Below are 16,981 nucleotides of genomic sequence, written 5' to 3'. Positions count from 1 at the left end.
AAAAAAAGCCGCAGCGTCCAGCGATTGGAACGTTTTTCTCCATTAAACAAAACCATTTCCCCTTTGTGTCTGGCGTCCCGGTGGAAGCTGCGCAGCCTGAAGATGCCGTGCCGTTCAGATCTGCGAACGGCATGAAAAGCGCGAGCGGAGCCGGAACATGTCTTGAAGGCTTCTTGTGAGAAGCCTGAGTCCGAGTGAAGCCTCATCGCCGTTCGAACTTGAACGGCATGAAAAGCGCGAGCGGAGCCGGACTATGTCTTGAAGGCTTTTTATGAGAAGCCTGTGTCCGAGTGAAGCCGCGCCATCCTTCCCTTCGTACGGGATCATCCTGAGAAATAGCTGAAGGGCAAGCCCACGGCAGGCTCGGTAAACAGAGGGGAAAGTCAATCAATCGAATAAACATGTAAACAAATTGACCTTATCAACACTCTGGACAGGGGCACCTTGAAAGGTGCCCCTGCTTGTTTGTGTTTAATCTAAAAAGGAAAACGCAGCTTGCCCAAACTGATTCCACGGATATTCTTTAGGTGGAGAGGACAGCACTTCAAGCGGCTCCCGTTTGACCGGGTGCGTAAGGCCAATACGTGCAGACCAGAGTGCAATTTGTTCGCCCGGCTTGTTGACGGAAGACCCGTACTTCTGATCACCGTAAAGCGGACAGCCAGTTTCAGCAAATTGAACACGGATCTGATGTGATCTTCCGGTGAGAAGCTGAATCCGCACGAGCGCCAATCCGTTATGCTGTGCGAGTGTTTCGTAGGTAAGCAGCGCATGCTTTGCGCCTTCTGTCCCCGGCTTTCTGACGTACACCTCATTTTTCTGCCGGTCTTTCCACAAATAATGCTCCAGTGTGCCGGCACGTTCAGGCGGGATGCCGCGAACGACAGCCAGATACGTTTTATCCATCTGCTGCCGTCTGATAAGGTCGGATACGCGAGACGCAGCTTTTGACGTTTTCGCAAACAGGATGGCTCCTCCTACGGGCCGGTCAAGCCGGTGCAGCAGCCCCAAATAGACGGCGCCCGGCTTCTGATAGCGGACTTTTATATCCTCCTTTACCATATCAAACAGGCTCGTATCCTTAGATTCGTCTCCTTGAACGGGGATGTTAACCGGTTTTTCCACGGCAATTAAGTGGTTATCTTCATACAATATGTTCACGTTGACTGATCACCCTCTGCTTTCCTGATTATGGAGCGTAGCTGCTGCTTCCAAACGTCAGCGAGAGTTGGAAGGGACGCTAGAACTTCCACCGCCTCAAGCCCGCCCTCCTGCTGGTACATAATCCGATTGGCTTCCATCACGGTCATTGTGCTTTTTTGCCTTTCAAGCAGATTCCACTCGTCACCCTTTTTTACCATTCCTTCTTTGAGGACACGAAAGTACCAGCCGCTCCACCCTGTCTCCCGGACCTTTACCGGAAAGGAAGTATCACCGTATCGCAAAGCAAGCTTGAAGCACGGCTGACGCGGCTGGGAAAGCTGCACAATCGCTCCTCCGATCTGGTAAACATCACCGATATGCGCGGTACTCTCGGTCAGCTCACTTACCGTTATATTTTCTCCGAATGCTGCAGGCGGCAGCTTCCGTTGAAGCTTCTGTTCCCACCAGCTGTAATGTACGGCGGGATATACACAGACGGCTTTATCTTCTCCACCGTGGTGCCGAAGATCTGCCTGTCCGTCTCCCTCAAATTGCTGGATATGCAGGTAAATCGGTCCTGCTACCGGTTTCTTCACAATTGCAGTCGTGACCGGCCGCTTTGCCCAATGGTACGTTTCCGGTCGTCCAATACTTAGCTCTGCTACATTCATCGCCAGCTCTCCTTCCTTTACCTGGGATCTATTTTACTATATTCTTAGGCTGCAGAGAAAAAGGAATCATATCTGCTGGAACTTGATGCCGGGAGGTCAATAATGGAAGCATATGAGCGAGACGGGTACTTGAAACAGACAGCTCAGTTTATGATGGCAGAAACTGGTCTGTCAGAGCAGGAAGCCTATGCACGCATTCGCAAATCCGGCCTCATCGGCAAGCTGCGCTCCGAAAAGCAGCTGCCTGCACATTCACCGAGAGAACAGGCCTCCCTTCTTATCCATTCAAAAGAGATTACATATAACGATAAAGAGCCGGACTAGGCTAGTCCGGCTCTTTCCTGCTTATGCGTTTCGATCGATTTCGTTGTTCCAAATCAGGGCGAGCGTTCCTTCACCAGCGTGTACGGCAATAGACGAACTGATCTCCCCGACGGTTACTTTCAAATCAGGAAAAGCATTAATAATGTTTTTGCGAAGCTCTTCTGCCTTTGGAAGTACATTTCCGTGCATAATTTGCACCTGGCGGATTTTTGCACGGTCCCGTGCTTGTTCAAGCAGCTCCATCATCCGGCGGACAGCCTTCTTTTCAGAACGAACCTTCTGAAATAAATCAAACTTTCCTTCATTCGTAATACGCAGGATCGGCTTGATTTTCAGGATATTTCCCAGCAGATAGGAAGCACCGGACATGCGGCCTCCTTTGTAAAACTGCTCTAAGCTTCCAAGCAGAATATAGCTTTCTGAATGCGAAGCAAGTGCCTGCAGTTTCTCTCCGATGAACGATGGCTCCACGCCCTCTTCCGCAAGGTGCATTCCCTTCTCCATGAGCGTCGTGATCGCGTATGACATCGAAAGTGAATCAACCACTTCCACCGGAAAATCAGCCAAATCGCGTCCCTGTACCGAGCTGGAGTACGTTCCGCTCAACTCACTGGAAATATGAATGGCGACTGCCGCGTCATATTTTCCTTTCAGTGACTCATACAGCTCTGCAAACCTTCCTGGGGAAGGCTGTGACGTTTTAGGCACTTCTTTATTTGTCCGAATTTTTTCGTAAAGCTGATCGGTCGTTAATTGAACCCCATCATCGTACGTATTTTCCTGAAACGTGATTGACAGAGGCAGGACGTAGACATCCGGATGTGCGGCCATTTCCTCTGTGATATATGCTGTACTGTCAGTCACCCAGGCAATTCTCTTCTGCGTCATCGCTATCCTCTCGCTTCCTTAAACCGTTTTCACCATTATACACGCTGCCAGAAATTATTACTAGGTTATAAAGGTTGATAACAAATATTGGAATATTTTTTACTATAAAGAAGTTCATTGCAGCAAATGCAAAAGACTCCCCTTTTTAAAGGAGAGTCCCAGAGTGTTGATAACGTCATTTCAGGTGAATGGCCTTGCATCTGCGGACCCTCGCTTTCCGGAGGGAACGGCCTCCGCTAACCGCTTCTTCCTTTCGTCCGCCGGATCTTCGCCTCGTTCTGATCCTCTCGGGAGTCGAGTTTCCCCCGATTTAGCAGCTGGCTGTCCGGTTGAAACCCTGGTGATGATTCACACGAGCTTGTTCCATCTAGAGGGAACCTTTCGTTAGGCAGCGCTTCGGTGTCGAATCGGGATGAACGTCAACGTATCCACCAAAAAAACCCGCAGCGTCCAGCGATTGGAACGTTTTTCTCTATAAACAAATCCATTTCCCCTTTGTGTCCGGCGTGGACGCCTTTGGAATTAGCGCAGCCTGAAGATGCCGTGCCGTTCAGATCTGCAAACGGCATGAAAAGCGCGAGCGGAGCCGGACTATGTCTTGAAGGCTTCTCATGAGAAGCCTGTGTCCGAGTGAAGCCGCGCCATCCTTCCCTTCGTACGGGATCATCCTGAGAAATAGCTGAAGGCAAGCCCACGGCAGGCTCGGTAAACAGAGGGGAAAGTCAATCAATCGAATAAATATGTAAACAAATTGACTTTATCAACAGCCTAAGACTCTCCTTTATAAAGGAGAGTCCTGGGTCAATCATATTTTATCACTGCTTGCTGCTTTATATCATGCCATTACTCATCAATCAGGGCCCAGCCCTTAGTTTGAGACAGCCTCGCTGCTCGCTTGCTTCGAACCGGCACGTATCGCTGCCTGTGCTGCTGCCAGTCTTGCAACAGGTACACGGAAAGGGGAACAGCTGACGTAGTCGAGTCCCTGCTCTTCACAGAAGGCAATGGAAGAAGGATCCCCGCCATGCTCTCCGCATATTCCAGCTTTCAAGTCCGGCTTTGCGCCGCGACCAAGCGTGACCCCTTCTCGTACGAGTTTCCCGACACCGTCTCTGTCCAGCACGACGAAGGGATTTGTTTCCAAAGTGCCGTTATCTACATAGCGTTGAAGAAACTTTCCTTCTGCATCATCACGGCTGTACCCAAATGTTGTCTGGGTCAAATCGTTTGTACCGAAGGAGAAGAAGTCAGCTTCAGCTGCAATCTGATCTGCTGTAAGAGCAGCCCGGGGCACTTCAATCATCGTCCCGACCGTATACGTAAAATGAACCCCGGTATCGTCTGTGACCCGTGCCGCTGCGTCTTCTACGACCTGGCGCATGTCGCGCAGTTCATTCACGTGTCCGACTAGCGGAATCATCACTTCCGGCTCCACCTTCATCCCGTCCTGTTCCAGTGCAGCAGCAGCCCTAAAAATCGCTTCTGCCTGCATATCGTAAATTTCCGGATTCGTCATGCCGAGACGACAGCCGCGGTGCCCGAGCATCGGATTAAATTCATTGAGCTCCCTCAGCTTGCGCAACAGTCGCTGCTTTTGCTGCAGAAGCTCCGAATTTTCGCCTGTGACCTGCAGCTTAGTCGTTTCAACGAGCAGTTCTTCGAGATCCGGCAGAAATTCGTGCAGCGGCGGATCGAGCAGACGGATGGTTACCGGACGTCCGGCCATCGCTTTAAAAATCCCTTCAAAATCCTCCTGCTGCATCGGCAGAAGCCGCCTCAGCGCTTCCTCTCTCTCAGAAACCGTTTCAGCAAGAATCATGCTGCGAACAACCGGCACACGCTCCTGTTCCATAAACATGTGTTCTGTCCGGCACAGCCCGATACCTTCCGCCCCAAACTCGACCGCCTTCGCGGCGTCTACAGGATTATCCGCATTTGCCCGCACCCCGAGACGGCGGACATCATCGGCCCAGTTCAACAGCTGCTGAAACTCACCTGAAAGTTCCGGTTCAACCATCGGTACATCTCCCTCAAACACTTCACCAGTCGCACCGTCGATCGTAATCAGATCAAGATGGGAGAGCGTTTTATCCTGAACGCGGATTGTCTTGTCCTGAAGGTTGATTTTCATGCCTTCACATCCGCAAATACATGCCTTGCCCATTCCTCTTGCGACAACGGCGGCGTGAGAAGTCATTCCCCCTCTGCTCGTGACTACAGCCTCTGCGGCAATAATACCGTGAATATCATCGGGAGTCGTCTCTGGACGGATTAAGATGACATGCTCTCCATCCTTATAGCGGCGGTCTGCCTCGTCGGCATCAAAAACAATCCGGCCGGTAGCTGCACCCGGCGAAGCTGGCAGTCCTTTCACGAGCGCCTGCCGCTCATAGCCATCGTCAATGCGGCGGTGAAGCAGCTGATGCAGCTGATCCGGATCAACACGGTCAACAGCCTGCTCTTTTGTCAGCACTCCTTCTTCTACCATGTCCACCGCAATTTTTACTGAAGCCTGTGATGTCCGTTTACCATTTCGTGTCTGCAGCACGTACAGCTTCCCTCGTTCTACGGTAAACTCAATGTCCTGCATGTCTTCATAATGAGATTCCAACCGGCTGCAGACGGCCTGGAACTCTTCGAACACCTCCGGCATCACGTCTTTCATTGTAGATATCGGCTGCGGCGTCCGAATCCCTGCCACTACGTCTTCTCCTTGTGCATTGACGAGGTATTCTCCGTACAGCAGTGCCTCTCCGGTGGAGGGATTTCGCGTAAACGCCACACCTGTTCCGGAATCATCACCCATATTGCCGAACACCATACTTTGGATGTTAACCGCTGTTCCCAGGTTATGAGGGATTTGATGAAGCTTCCGGTAGATAGTGGCTCTGTCATTATTCCAGGAATCAAACACTGCTTTGATGGACAGCAGCAGCTGCTCATGCGGGTCAACAGGAAACGGGCGCCCTGTATGGGTGTCGACGAGCTGCTTATACGTCTGAATCAGCTCCTGCCAGTCTGCGGCAGTCATTTCCGGGTCTGAATCGTAGCCTTTGCTTTCACGATATTTTTCAAGCTCCCGCTCGAAAAAGTATGTCTCTACTCCGAGAACAACATCACTGAACATTTGGATAAAGCGCCGGTAGGAATCATAGGCAAATCGTGGATTATCCGTCAGAGAGGCCATCGCTTCTACTGTCTCGTCATTCATACCGAGGTTCAGTACGGTATCCATCATTCCAGGCATGGACGCAACCGCTCCTGACCGAATCGAAACGAAGAGCGGATCAGCCGCGCCGCCAAGCGTTTTCCCTGTCTTTTTTTCCAAGTCTTTAAGCGCTGCAAAGGTTTCCTGCTTCACCTGATCAGAAAGCGTTTGGCTGTTCGTGTAGTAATCAAGGCATGCCTCTGTCGAAATTGTAAATCCTTCTGGTACCGGCAGGCCGATGTTCGTCATCTCCGCAAGGTTGGCCCCTTTGCCGCCAATCAGTTTTTTCATATGACGGTTTCCTTCTTCAAACGCGTATACAAATGTCATGAAATGTGTCTCCTTTCCAATTTGAGTACTTCTAAAATGTAACTGGCTGTTTCTTCTACCGCTTTATTCGATACATCAATAACCGGGCATCCGACCCGCTTCATTATTTTTTCTGCAAATTCCAGCTCTTTTAGGATTCGGTCGAGGCTTGCGTAGTCGGCTTTTTCCGTCAAGCCCATCGTACGCAGCCGAATCCGCCGGATGTCATTCAGCTTTGACGGGGAGATCACCAGTCCGATGCAGCGCTCACGCGGAAGCTCGTAAAGCTCTTCCGGAACTGCGACCTCTGGTACGAGCGGCACGTTCGCTACTTTGAACTGTTTGTGCGCCAGGTACATGGAAAGCGGTGTTTTGGAAGTCCGGGAGACGCCGATCAGCACCAGATCCGCCTTTTTCAATCCCGAGGTATCCTGTGCATCATCGTATTTAACCGCGAATTCCACTGCTTCGATCCTTCTGAAATACGCTTCATCCAGCTGCCTGATCCGCCCAGGTTCTTTTTTTGGCTGTTCATTAAACGTCTCACTCAGCATCGACAGCAGTGGATCGAGCAGATCGACGGAAGGGACGGAAGTTTTTTCTGTCAGCGTTCTCATTTTTTGCTGAAGCTCCCCTAATACCAGGGTATAGGCTACTACAGCTCCAGCTGTCTCCGCTTCTTCTACGATACGCTCCAGCTTCTCCGGTGTCTGCACGTGCGAATATCTTCTTACCTCCGTTTTATCTTCAGTAAATTGGGTAAGCGCTGCTTGTACCATTCGGTCTGCTGTTTCTCCTATTGAATCGGATACAACAAATACTAGTCTCATTGCTTCCTCCCTCCCCCTAATGTGACATACTAATAAAAATAAGTATAGCACATTATTTTCCCCTATCAAGAGGAAATTTCCATCTGCAGAAAAAAGGGTAAACGTAGAAACGAATAAGTGCTATGCACGGATAAATTCACGAAAGTCCCACATAAGACGGTAAGCACATCAGCATTCGCGTCTAAACAGGGTGCCCCTGGCCGCAGCTTTCTTGAAACAGCTGTCACATAAGCATTTTCACCCGTTATTCAGCTGCAAAAAAAAACGGAATCAGCAATAATTGCTGATTCCGGTCTTCCGGTGACGATTACATGCATTGCTGATCTGCCTTTAGCGAATGGCTGTCTTCCTGTTTCATTTGAAAGAACGCTCTCACTTCTTCAGGAGAAAGGCCCATGCTCCGCGCTTCCATAACCAATTGTACCCAGCTCTCTGCCCGTTTCAGTTCATTCATGCCCTATCCCACCCTATGTTAAGTATTTGCTCCACATAGGCGGCCCGGCCGTCGTAGGCACCCCACGCCCTTAGACCCGAAGCTTTGCGCCCCTGCTTTTCAACAGGTTTGCCGTTTTTCTCTGCAGAATGTTGCGGAAACTCCATTTTCCTCCGTGTCTGCCCACCGTCCTCTAAAACAAGCTGCAACGTTCTGTATGTGTTCACTCTACAAAACAAAAGTTAAAATAAGGTTAAATAATCATAATTTTTTAAAAATAAATGTGACTTTTTTTGTCATGTCTTTATTTCCAGTATACAGCGCTTTTTAATCAATCCTTTATACCTATTTATCTGGCTGCGAATTTGTATCCAAAGCCTCGTACCGTTAAGATATAATCTGGATATTTAGGATCCTCCTCAATTTTCTTGCGAAGGTTTCGTATGTGTACTGATACGGTCTTTAAATCTCCATACATGTCGATCCCCCAGATATGATCATAAATCTGCTCTGCACTGAATACTTGTCCAGGGTGTTTCATTAAGTACACGAGAAGCTGATATTCTTTTGCGTAAAGCGAAACCGCTTTTCCGTTTACAGTCACCGTATAGCTCTCTAAATCGACCGCGATGGAGCCGGCACGAAGCTCATTTCGGTCATCGCGGGGTCCACTGCGGCGGAGATTCGCTTTGATTCTGGCTTCGAGCTCAGCAAGATCATACGGCTTCGTTAAATAATCATCGCCGCCTGCGTTCAGGCCTTCAATTTTATCTTCAGATGAACGCTTACAGCTGATAAAGATTATTGGACTTTCAGTAAGTTCACGCATGTTTCGGCAAACGTCAAATCCTTCCATACCAGGAAGCAGGATATCCAGTAAGATCAGCTCCGGGTCGACCTGCTTTACTTTGTCAACCGCCTCCATGCCGTTTCCGACAGCATAAACACTGTAGCCTTTTTTCTCCAAATATAATGTCGTGATAGCCCGGATATCCTCATCGTCTTCTACGAGCATGATTTTATGTTGATCCATGACTGCTTGCCTCCTCTTCAAATCGAGCATGTGCGGCCAATACCGGAATACAGAAGCTGAACGTCGTACCTTCGCCGATTTCACTTTCCACCCAAATCTCACCGTGGTGCCGTGCGATAATTTCCTTCGCAATGGCGAGCCCGAGCCCTGTACCAGTAGATGGTTTTCCCCGGTCGCCTGTCGCTTTGTAAAACCGCTTGAATATATGCTCCAGCTGATCCTTTTTCATGCCGCTTCCATTGTCGGTGATGCGGATCACTGCTCCGCCGTCAAATTCACGGTACCCTGTATCCTGGCGTGTTTCCACTGATATGTGAATGCTGTTTCGCGTGAACTTGCGCGCATTTCCGATCAAATTGTTGAAAACCTGCATCATCCGGCCTTTATCAATCGATACATACCACTGTCCCTTTTCAATATGATCGTAGGTAATAGCAGGGAAATGAATATCTGATTCAGTCAGCTCCATTGCGAATGTCTGGTGAACATCGTTTAGCCAGTCCGTCAGCTCAACTGTTTCTATTCCCATGTTCATCTGACCGGTTTCCAATTTTACCAGCTCAAACAAATCAACGATCAGCCGGTCAAGCAGTTGAATCTTCTTATCGACAATTTGAAGGTAGTTTTCATCAGAGGGATCAACAAACCCTTCCCGGACCGTATGAATGTAATTTTTCAAAAACGTAACCGGTGTGCCAAGCTCGTGTGAAATGTTGGACAGCATTTCCACTCTCGCTGCTTCCATGTGAGTAAGCTGGTCGTTTTTCACTTCGAGCTCCGCATTTTTACGACCGAGCTCAGCGGTACGTTCATCCACCATTCCTTCCAGCATCAAATTGATATTTTCAAGCTCCTGCCTTCTCGATTCCAATTCCTGTACAGCCCCCGAAAGCTTTAAGTGTGTATCTACCCGAATCATCAATTCCCGTCTGTCGATCGGCTTGACGAGATAATCATTGGCACCTGCACGATACGCTGCCAGCCGGTCTTCAATTAGATTTTGAGCGGTGAGCAATAGTACCGGCAGCTCTGTATAGGAAAAGCGTGTCCGCAGCTCTTTACAGACGCTGAAGCCGGAAAGACCCGGCATCATCACATCCATAATTACCAAATCAAACGACTGCTTTTCAAGTTTTTCCATCACCGTCAGTCCATCGGGAGCCGCGGTGACATCGTATCCTTCAAGCTGAAGGTAATTAACGATCACCTGCAGATTCACGTGGTCATCATCGGCAGCAAGAATGCGCTTCGCTCCAGCATGGTTCCGCTCCAGTTCAGCTATAGAGTCAGCGGCCGGCATAAACTGTCCTGCTGCCTGCTTAGCGGCTGGAAGCGTAAATGAAAACATCGACCCTTTACCGGGGTCTGATTCAACTTCAATCCTTCCGCCCTGCAGCTCAATCAAACGTTTCGTCAAATGCAGACCGATCCCCATTCCTTCCCGGTAATATCCCTCAGCATCCCGGCCGCGTTCAAACGGTTCAAACAGCCGCCGGCGTTCTTCCTCAGAAATGCCGATCCCGGTATCCCGGATATAAATGGTCACCGTTTCCTCGCTCTGGGAGCCGCGAATGCGAACGGTTCCTTCCTTCGTATAATTCACGGCGTTGATGAGCAAATTATATAAAATTTGCTGCAGGCGGTGCTCATCGGCAGCAACATTTGGCAGCTGCCCCACTTCGTTAATGATGGTAAGAGATTTTTCTGCTGCAAGCGGCTTTACCATCTCGCAAGCAAGTTCTACAGCAGGCTTCAGATCAACCTCCTCGACGCGCATGTCAAAGTCCTGATTTTCCATACGCGAGACGTCCACGATATCCCCGATCAGATAAGACAGCCTGCTTCCGCTGCGGATAATAACGTCCAAATGCTTTTTAGCAGCTTCATTCTGTTCACCGGCGATGCCTTCCCGAAGTGATTCTGCGATGCTGATCATGCCATTCAGCGGCGTTCGCAGCTCGTGCGTTGTCATTTGTAAGAACTCATTTTTTAGCCTGTCGGTTCGCTGCAAGGCTTCAAGTGCTTCCTGCCTCGCCTCCTCTTTTTCTTTTTGAATAGCGGTAATTTTGTTTGCCAAAGCGAAAGAGAAGAGCACGAGCTCGACAGACGTGAAAATCTGCCACGCATATTTCGTGAAAAAAGAGTATGGAACAAAACCGAGATCGGTAAAAATAGATATTAAAACACCGATGACAAAGAACTGCCACGCAAACAGAAAATAAATGGAGGGGCCGAATCCCTGCCGGTAGCGGATGAGTGCCGCCGTCAGAACAGTAAGGACCGTCGCGACGCTTGCGATTACGATTAAATTAAGTGCCAGTGGATATGAATAGGCCCAGACTCCGAGCAGAATGAGGTTAATGGAGAAGGCCATATACATATAAATGAGAGATCTCGGCACTTCCTTCCTAAGTTCAAGAAAGTTCACAGCAAAGATAATCGCCATCATGTTGGACAACAGCATAAAAAACAAGATCGCCCGATTGTTAAACCAAACTGCTTCCGGCCAAATGAACTGATATGCAAGACCTGTAAACGATAGGAATGTGAATAAATTCACGATAATGAAAAGGACGTAGAATAAGTAGCTGGGGTGCCGGAGTGATAAGTAAATAAAGAAATTGTAGAGCGCCATAACCGCCGCAAGTCCTGCAAGCAGACCGAGTATTAAATAATCCCACTGTGTTTGTTCACTGTAAACCCGCTGGTTGTTCAGCTCCAGCGGAAATTGCATCGCTCCCTCTGTTTCAAAGCGCATGTAATGAGTCATGAGACCCTCTGTTTCCGCATAGTCCACCGGAAAAACAAAGTTGCGGTTGTTGCGCGGACGTTCTCTGTATGGGACAAGATCCCCTGTTTCGACAGAGGTCACGGTTCCATCCGCAAGCTCTGTATAAAGTGTGACGTGATCCATCGTCGGACTGAGCAGCTTAAGAAACCATTCGTCCTCAGCTGCTGAGGCATCTACCTGAAACCGGACCCAATAAACATCCGTTGTATAGCCAAAGCTCGGTGCATTCCCTGTAAACGACTCAAACGGCCTATCGCGGATCTCGTCAAAATTCCGTTCACCTGTCTCATCAATAAACACTTCCATTTGTTCGTGAACAATAATACGCTCGCCGTCCAGACCCGGCTCAATAGGAGCAGAGAAGGCTGTCACTGGGAACAGTATCAGACCTATAAGAAAGATAACCAGCTTCATATTGCTCCACCATCCTTTGTCGGCAAAAAAGTCCTTTCACGCGACAACGCATTCGTGCGCCAAAAGTTTTGCATTCAAATCAGTATGTCTATTCATTTGTGAGTAAAGACTCAATAGCTTTCAACATTATCCCACTATTGAATTATATCATATCTGTATTATGATGATGATAGAAATAACTTACTATTCAGACACCCGTCCGTGCTGACGATTGCAGAAGAGAAACGGTATTTGCTTCTGTTTCTATGCACGTATTGATCTGCTCACGTGTTTAACAGGACAAACTGCTTTGGAGAGGAGGGACCCTGATGCATATCGAGCCCCATGAGCTGCCCTACTATCATTCCCTGCGGCAATTCAGTGCGACAACGCTCCAGACTCTTGAAGCGCTGATTGGACGCGGGACCGTTTTTATCAGCCATACGACTGACGAGATGTTTACGGTAATATCAACTGCCGGCGACGGTTCTATACCGCTGCAGCCTGGTTCGTCCATGCCTTTGGAGGATGCTTACTGACAGCTTATTAAAAACGGCGGCGGTCTGCCGCTGATGATTCCAAACGCCCGCAAACACGATATTGTCTGCAGTTTAAAAATCACAAAAAAGCTCGGCATTCAAGCATATGCCGGGGTACCCATCACCCTTTCAAACGGAACTATTTTCGGAACTATTTGCATTTTGGACAAACGCCCGCGCTCCTTCACGGAATCAGAAGCCGAGCATTTGCAGAACATGGCTTCCCTGCTTGCCAATGCCATTGAGCTGGAATATGTGAATATTCACGATCCGCTCACAAACGCCTATAACTACGCATTTTTGCAGCAGCGTGCTGCTTCTTCGCTGCGAGAGACAACGGTCTTCCATGTAGATATTGATCATTTTAAGCTGCACAGCGATTCACTCGGCCTCGAGGACGCCAATACGCTGCTGCTCCAGCTGGCAGAAAGGCTGAAGCGGGCTGTTTCAGAAGGGCTGATCGTACGGATCAGCGGAGACGAATTTATCATTCTCGTGGAACAGCCGTTAACGGAAGGCGGTATCCAGCGACTATCTGAACGAATTCACACCACGTGCGGACAGCCTTTTTCAATCAGCCGCAGACCAGTACGTTTGACTTGCAGCATCGGGACTTCCGTTTCCGGACCAGACGATATTCAGCTGGATGAATTGCTGCAGCAGGCTGCGATTGCCCTGCAGGAAGCCAAAAAACAGGGGTACGATCAAACTGTCATGTATGAGTCCGGAATGCACACTTCCTATTCTTATAAACGGACGATCGTACGCGATTTGCCGGAAGCGCTGCGCTCGGGCAAGCTCGCACTCGTCTATCAGCCGCAGTTCCACACAGAGAGTGGAGAGCTCCGCGGAGTGGAAGCGCTGATCCGCTGGCAACATCCCGAGTTGGGTTACATCAGTCCTGCTGATTTTCTGCCAATCGCAGAAGAAGCCGGACTGATGCATGCGATCGACAGGTGGGTTATTTTTGAATCCTGCCGTCAAATTGCCACCCTGCCGATTCCTGTAGGTCTGGCCATTAATGTTTCCTCCTTTCCCTCTAAAGGCGGCTATTTAATTTCTTATATACAAGAAGTGATTCAGGAAACCGGTATAAAAGCCTCTCAGCTGGAGTTCGAATTAACAGAAACATCGGCACCCTTATCTATGGAGAAGCTGAAAAACTTTATCGAGTCACTGCGCCAGTTGAACGTACGAATCGCACTTGATGATTTCGGCACTGGCTATTCCAGCCTGACCTATATCCAGCAGCTTCCGCTTCATACTTTAAAGCTTGACCGAAGCTTTATTGCGTCGCTGAACGGCTCCATTCAATCCGAAAAAATTGTGGAACAGATGCTTGCCGTGGCAGGTCTGTTCGAACTGGACGTTATCGCTGAAGGCGTGGAAACAAGCAGACAATGGAGCCGTCTCCGCGAGCTGCGCTGCGGTTTCGTACAAGGATATTACTGCGCAAAACCAGTATCCCTCCCTATTTTAAAGGCGTATCTTCAGCACGATCCTACCTTCTCGAATGAAAATGTACCCCCTTTGTTTTAAAAAGAAGGGGGCTTCTTTTTCATTCCGATATCCCACCTTTCCAATCAGAAATTAGATGAATGGCATTGACAGAAGGTTCCACCATGGTATACTTAATTTTATTATTCCAACTAAATTAATCAACATTATGCGTTTAAGAGGTGAATGCTTTGGCAGAAGTTACGATTCAGCACGTCGAAAAAACCTTTCCCGCAACAAAAGATAACGAATCATTTACCGTATTTGATGATATCGATCTGACCATACAGGATGGTGAATTTGTTTCCCTGCTCGGTCCTTCCGGCTGTGGAAAGTCCACGCTGTTAAATATCGTGGCTGGACTCGAGCCGGCAACCGAAGGACAAGTATCAGCAGGAGGTAAAGCGATTACCGGTCCTGGTGCTGACAGAGGGGTCGTCTTTCAGGAAGCCGCTCTGATGCCATGGCTGAACGTCCGTGAGAACGTCGAATTTGCGTTAAAAAAACAGTTTTCCAAAGCGGAATCCCGCTCGCGCGCCGAAGATTATTTAAAGCTCGTCCACTTGAGCCGTTTTATGTATGCCTATCCTCATGAGCTTTCCGGAGGAATGAAGCAGCGGGTATCCATTGCCCGCGCCCTTTCAATGGACCCGGAAGTGCTGTTGATGGACGAGCCATTCGGAGCGCTTGATGAGCAGACGAGAATGATGCTCCACAAAGAAGTGCAGTACATCTGGGAGACTACCGGAAAGACCGTGCTGTTTGTCACGCATAATATCCGTGAATCCATTCTTTTGTCTGATCGCATCGTTCTCATGGGCACGAGACCCGGCGGTATCCGCGGCGAGTTCAAGGTTGATCTGCCGCGGCCGCGTGATCCAGCCTCCGAAGCGTTCACATCGCTTGAAAAGCAAATTATGGAGATGCTGGAAAAAGAGATCGAAAAAGTGATGAGAGAGGAGATGGGGGATGACTTCCGCAGTAAGAAGGCTGGTTTTCTTTATCGTTCTAATCGCGATATGGGAGATCATATATAGAATTTATTCACAGCAGACAGCTATGTTCCCTTCCCCTCTCGGATCGGTGGAACAACTGTACATTGGCCTGTTTGATACAGGTATTCTCCGCGTAGCTCTTGGGGAAAGCCTTGGCAGAATTGTATTTGGTTTTCTGCTTGCTTTAATCATCGGCGGTTTTCTCGGCGTTCTGCTCGGTGTTTCCAAGCTGGCTGACGAAACACTCGGATCACTCGTGATTGCGCTGCAGTCAGTTCCGAGTATCGTGTGGCTGCCAATCGCACTGATTTTGTTTCAGGGCGGCGGCGGAGCTATTCTGTTCGTCGTTGTACTCGGAGCTACGTGGCCGATGACGATGAACATGCGGATGGGAATGAAAAACGTCCAGCCGATCCTCATGCGGGCAGCGCGCACGATGGGCTACAGCGGCAGTGAACTCGTCTGGAAGGTAATGATTCCAGCAGCAGTGCCTAATGTGCTCACCGGCGCAAGACTCGCGTGGGCCTTCGGGTGGCGGGCGCTGATGGCTGCTGAACTGATTGGCCGAGGCGGACTTGGACGTACGCTGATGGACGCACGTGATTTTTACAACATGGATCTTGTTGTCGCCATCATGATCATCATTGCCACGATCGGACTTATAGTTGAGTATTTTGTTTTCAGCAAGGTCGAAAAGCGTGTCCTGTCCAGATGGGGACTGCAGACGAATACATAAGAGGAGTGAGTGATATATGAAGAAGTGGGGACTACTGGCAGCCGGGGTGCTGCTTTTGACAGCATGCGGAACAGATGAGGATGACTCAGCGGGAGCTGCAGGCGGAACAGACGCTGTTGAAATCGGCTATTTTCCTAACCTCGATCACGCAGCGGGCATTGTCGGTAAAGAAAAAGGATACTTTGAAGAAGAGATTGACGCGGATGTCGACTACCTCAACTTTCCAAACGGCAACGACTTTATTGAGGCGCTTGATACCGGTGTCATTGATCTGGGCTATGTCGGACCGGGCCCTGCAATCAACTACCACCTTGCAGGAGGAGATGTCGTCGTCGTAGGCGCAGCTGCGAACGGAGCGACCTTAATCGTATCACGTAAGGACTCCGGTATTGAAACGATCGAAGATTTCTCTGGTAAATCCTTTTGCACGCCTGGCAACGGCTGCACACATAACGTCCAGCTCGAAATGATGCTGAAGGATAAAGGCATGGAAACGAACCGCCTTGGCGGGGAAGTGGAGCATCAGTCACGCGTTAATCCGGCCAGCATGGTCGCGATGTTTGAACAGGGACAAATCGACGCAGCAGCGGCGCCGGAGCCTTGGGGAACGCTTCTTGTCGAGGAGCATAACGCAAATGTCGTCACCGAATGGAATGAGGTCTTTCTTGGTGAAGAGCTTGCGAGCGTTGTCATCGTAACAACAAATGAATTTCTGGAAGAAAACCCGGAGGCTGTTGAAGGTGCTCTCCGCGCTCATAAACGAGCAGTTGACTATACGGCAGAAAATGAAGCTGACACGCTTGTAACAGTAAATGACCTGCTCTACAGCCTCACTCAGACTCGACTGCCGGAGAACGTGCTTGAAGCAGCCTGGGAGCGTATGGAAATCACGACCGAAACACATGCAGATGCTCTTCAGGCCTGGGCAGATGCATCCTACGAACTGGAATTCATTGACGACGACCCGGATCTGGACGGTTTTGTCGATACGAGCATTCTTGATGATATCGTCGCCGAATAAAGGAGGTTCTGCAGATGAAATGGGTCATCCTGCCGCTCATCGCAGTATCCCTGCTGTTCACTGCAACGGGCTCTGCTTACGAGGAGCCATTTGATCCGACACGGTTTATGGACTACTGCCATTAACAATATGCGTGCAGAAACAGCCAGCAGATCAAGCATTCTGCTGGC

Annotated in this window: 14 protein-coding genes and 1 riboswitch; of the genes, 6 read left to right on the top strand and 8 right to left on the bottom strand. The window is 49.4% G+C overall.

Annotated elements, in window-relative coordinates; all coding sequences use genetic code 11:
- Positions 1-471 precede the first annotated feature (471 nt).
- Positions 472-1,161 carry an RluA family pseudouridine synthase gene (locus tag ACFO4L_RS08515; protein WP_377909259.1) on the bottom strand — a complete coding sequence of 230 codons (690 nt, stop codon included), beginning with the start codon at positions 1,159-1,161 and terminating at the stop codon, positions 472-474.
- Positions 1,158-1,814 carry an MOSC domain-containing protein gene (locus ACFO4L_RS08510; protein WP_377909258.1) on the bottom strand — a complete coding sequence of 219 codons (657 nt, stop codon included), beginning with the start codon at positions 1,812-1,814 and terminating at the stop codon, positions 1,158-1,160. Before ACFO4L_RS08510 ends, ACFO4L_RS08515 begins: the two co-directional genes overlap by 4 nt.
- A 102-nt stretch (positions 1,815-1,916) precedes the next feature.
- Between ACFO4L_RS08510 and ACFO4L_RS08505 the strand changes: the two genes are divergently transcribed.
- Complete coding sequence (locus ACFO4L_RS08505) at positions 1,917-2,138, top strand: hypothetical protein (RefSeq protein ID WP_377909257.1); 222 nt, start codon at positions 1,917-1,919, stop codon at positions 2,136-2,138.
- Positions 2,139-2,159: 21 nt separating this feature from the next.
- Here ACFO4L_RS08505 and ACFO4L_RS08500 read toward each other — a convergent pair whose 3' ends face one another.
- The 6 genes from ACFO4L_RS08500 to ACFO4L_RS08475 all read right to left on the bottom strand — a co-directional run bounded on the left by ACFO4L_RS08500 (position 2,160) and on the right by ACFO4L_RS08475 (position 12,044).
- Positions 2,160-3,026: a DegV family protein gene (locus tag ACFO4L_RS08500; protein ID WP_377909256.1), complete on the bottom strand. Its 867-nt coding sequence runs from the start codon at positions 3,024-3,026 to the stop codon at positions 2,160-2,162.
- Positions 3,027-3,894: 868 nt separating this feature from the next.
- Positions 3,895-6,564 (bottom strand): pyruvate, phosphate dikinase, encoded by a 2,670-nt coding sequence (gene ppdK, locus ACFO4L_RS08495; protein WP_377909255.1) that lies wholly within the window; start codon positions 6,562-6,564, stop codon positions 3,895-3,897.
- Positions 6,561-7,373, bottom strand: a complete 813-nt coding sequence (locus tag ACFO4L_RS08490; RefSeq protein WP_377909254.1) for a pyruvate, water dikinase regulatory protein — start codon at positions 7,371-7,373, stop codon at positions 6,561-6,563. Before ACFO4L_RS08490 ends, ppdK begins: the two co-directional genes overlap by 4 nt.
- A gap of 307 nt (positions 7,374-7,680) precedes the next feature.
- A complete protein-coding gene (locus ACFO4L_RS08485) occupies positions 7,681-7,827 on the bottom strand; it encodes an anti-repressor SinI family protein (RefSeq protein WP_377909253.1) in 147 nt (48 codons plus the stop codon).
- 35 nt (positions 7,828-7,862) lie between these two features.
- A riboswitch (cyclic di-GMP riboswitch) is annotated at positions 7,863-7,950 on the bottom strand.
- 205 nt (positions 7,951-8,155) lie between these two features.
- A complete protein-coding gene (locus ACFO4L_RS08480; RefSeq protein ID WP_377909252.1) occupies positions 8,156-8,839 on the bottom strand; it encodes a response regulator transcription factor in 684 nt (227 codons plus the stop codon).
- Complete coding sequence (locus tag ACFO4L_RS08475) at positions 8,826-12,044, bottom strand: ATP-binding protein (RefSeq protein WP_377909251.1); 3,219 nt, start codon at positions 12,042-12,044, stop codon at positions 8,826-8,828. The genes ACFO4L_RS08480 and ACFO4L_RS08475 overlap by 14 nt, the downstream gene beginning before the upstream one ends.
- A gap of 308 nt (positions 12,045-12,352) precedes the next feature.
- Here ACFO4L_RS08475 and ACFO4L_RS08470 point away from each other — a divergent pair, with 308 nt between their 5' ends.
- The 5 genes from ACFO4L_RS08470 (at position 12,353) to ACFO4L_RS08450 (ending at position 16,811) form a co-directional block, all read left to right on the top strand.
- Entirely contained in the window at positions 12,353-12,562 is a 210-nt protein-coding gene (locus tag ACFO4L_RS08470) for a hypothetical protein (RefSeq protein WP_377909250.1), read from the top strand.
- A gap of 33 nt (positions 12,563-12,595) precedes the next feature.
- Positions 12,596-14,101: an EAL domain-containing protein gene (locus tag ACFO4L_RS08465; protein WP_377909249.1), complete on the top strand. Its 1,506-nt coding sequence runs from the start codon at positions 12,596-12,598 to the stop codon at positions 14,099-14,101.
- Between the two features lie 149 nt (positions 14,102-14,250).
- A complete protein-coding gene (locus ACFO4L_RS08460; protein WP_377909248.1) occupies positions 14,251-15,096 on the top strand; it encodes an ABC transporter ATP-binding protein in 846 nt (281 codons plus the stop codon).
- Positions 15,029-15,790 (top strand): ABC transporter permease, encoded by a 762-nt coding sequence (locus tag ACFO4L_RS08455; protein ID WP_377909247.1) that lies wholly within the window; start codon positions 15,029-15,031, stop codon positions 15,788-15,790. The genes ACFO4L_RS08460 and ACFO4L_RS08455 overlap by 68 nt, the downstream gene beginning before the upstream one ends.
- Positions 15,791-15,806: 16 nt before the next feature.
- Positions 15,807-16,811, top strand: coding sequence for an aliphatic sulfonate ABC transporter substrate-binding protein (locus ACFO4L_RS08450; RefSeq protein WP_377909246.1), 1,005 nt, complete (start codon positions 15,807-15,809; stop codon positions 16,809-16,811).
- Positions 16,812-16,981: the final 170 nt, after the last annotated feature.

The sequence above is a fragment of the Bacillus daqingensis genome (genome assembly GCF_042654445.1).
GTDB lineage: Bacteria > Bacillota > Bacilli > Bacillales > Salisediminibacteriaceae > Alkalicoccus > Alkalicoccus luteus.
Note: the sequence above shows the minus strand (reverse complement) of the source record. Positions and strands in the feature narration are given on the sequence as shown.